The organism is Actinacidiphila sp. bgisy144 (assembly GCF_057708105.1).
Map to the genome: position 1 here is coordinate 1 of NZ_JBYIRM010000095.1, position 1,441 is coordinate 1,441.

Annotated in this window: 1 protein-coding gene; it reads right to left on the reverse strand. The window is 67.4% G+C overall.

Annotation, left to right across the window (positions count from 1 at the left end):
* Window positions 1-189: 189 nt before the first annotated feature.
* The gene (locus tag AC3EVP_RS36830) at window positions 190-1,383 is read right to left on the reverse strand and encodes an IS701 family transposase (RefSeq protein WP_435138136.1); all 1,194 of its coding nucleotides are present in this window, start codon (window positions 1,381-1,383) and stop codon (window positions 190-192) included.
* Between the last annotated feature and the right edge of the window lie 58 nt (window positions 1,384-1,441).

Consider the following 1,441-nt stretch of genomic DNA (forward strand, 5'->3'; position numbering starts at 1 on the left):
GGCGGGATTTGTCAGACACGGCCTAGTACTGCAACGGTGCTTGCCGTGACAGGTGGGCAGGTGTCGGTGGTGTGTGGCCTCGTCGTTTGTAGTGGCTGGTTCGGGCTTGGTGTTGTCGTCTTCGGCGCCAGGTCGACCAGTGCAGGATGTGCGCGACAGGTGGAGGTCGTCGGTGGTTGAGGCGGTGGGTCAGGCGTCTGATCTCGGCGATGCTGAGGTGGATGAGCTGGGAGGATCCGTTTCTGCTTTCTCGGCATGGGCGGTGTTGAGGGTGCGGGCGCGCAGGACCGTCAGGCAGGCGTGGACGGCCATCGCCAGGGTGATGTGGCGGTGCCAGCCGGGGTAGCGGCGGACCTGGTAGTCGTCCAGCCCGCATTCCTGCTTCGCGGTCTGGAAGCATTCCTCGACCGCCCAGCGGCTCCCGGCGACGCGGATGAGCTCGTCCAGCGTGGTGTCCGCGGGGCAGTAGGCGATGTAGTAGGACATCTCCTCGGGCCGGGCGACGCTGCGACGGGCGATCACCCAGTGCTGCCGGTCGGGCCGGTGCCAGGGACGGACTTCGACGCGGGCCCAGTCGTAGACGCGCGGGCCGTGGGCGCCGTCGCCGCACGAGCGACGCTTCCACTTTTGCCGCGGCAGGCCGGGGAACAGGTCGTGGACGGGGTGGTCGACCGCGTGCCGGGTCACGACGGTGTCGTGCCGGGTGGTGGCCATGACGTGGAAGACGTCTGCCTGCTCCAGTTCGAAGCGCCAGCCCTTGCTATAGCCGTAGCCGGCGTCCGCGGTCACCCAACGGAACGGGATCTTGTCGCTGATCGCGCGGCGGACCATCTCCTTGGCCATGGCGACCTTCGTGGCGAAGCCGACCTCATCGCCGACGCCGGCGCGGCGGCACCGCTGCCGGTCGTCGGTCCACGACGTGGGCAGATACAGCCGGCGGTCGATCAACGTTCGGCCGAGCGGGGCTGCGTAGGCGAGAAAGACACCGACCTGGCAGTTCTCGGTTCGGCCCGCGGTGCCGGAGTACTGCCGCTGAACCCCGGCCGACCGGAGACCCTTCTTCAGGAACCCGGTGTCGTCCACGATCAGCACCGCGTCAGGGTCGCCGAGGTTCTCCACGACGTAGTCACGCACGTCGGTAAGGACATCGTCGGCGTCCCACTCGATCCGATTCAGCAGCCGGTGGATCCGGTCCGGACCGGCGTGACCGGCTTCCTCGGCCAGCGTCCACCCGTTCTTCCGCTCCAACGGAGCTATCAGACCCCGCATATACGCAAGCGCCGACTCCCGCGGCTCCGACCGGTTGAATCGGTGCACGAACCGCTCGTGCACCGCAGTCAACTCACCAGCCCACGACCTGACCTCAGCAAGATCCCCACCCATGAAAGCTCCAACGACCGACTTGCCTACCCGTCACGGCAAGCACCGTTGCAGTACTAGG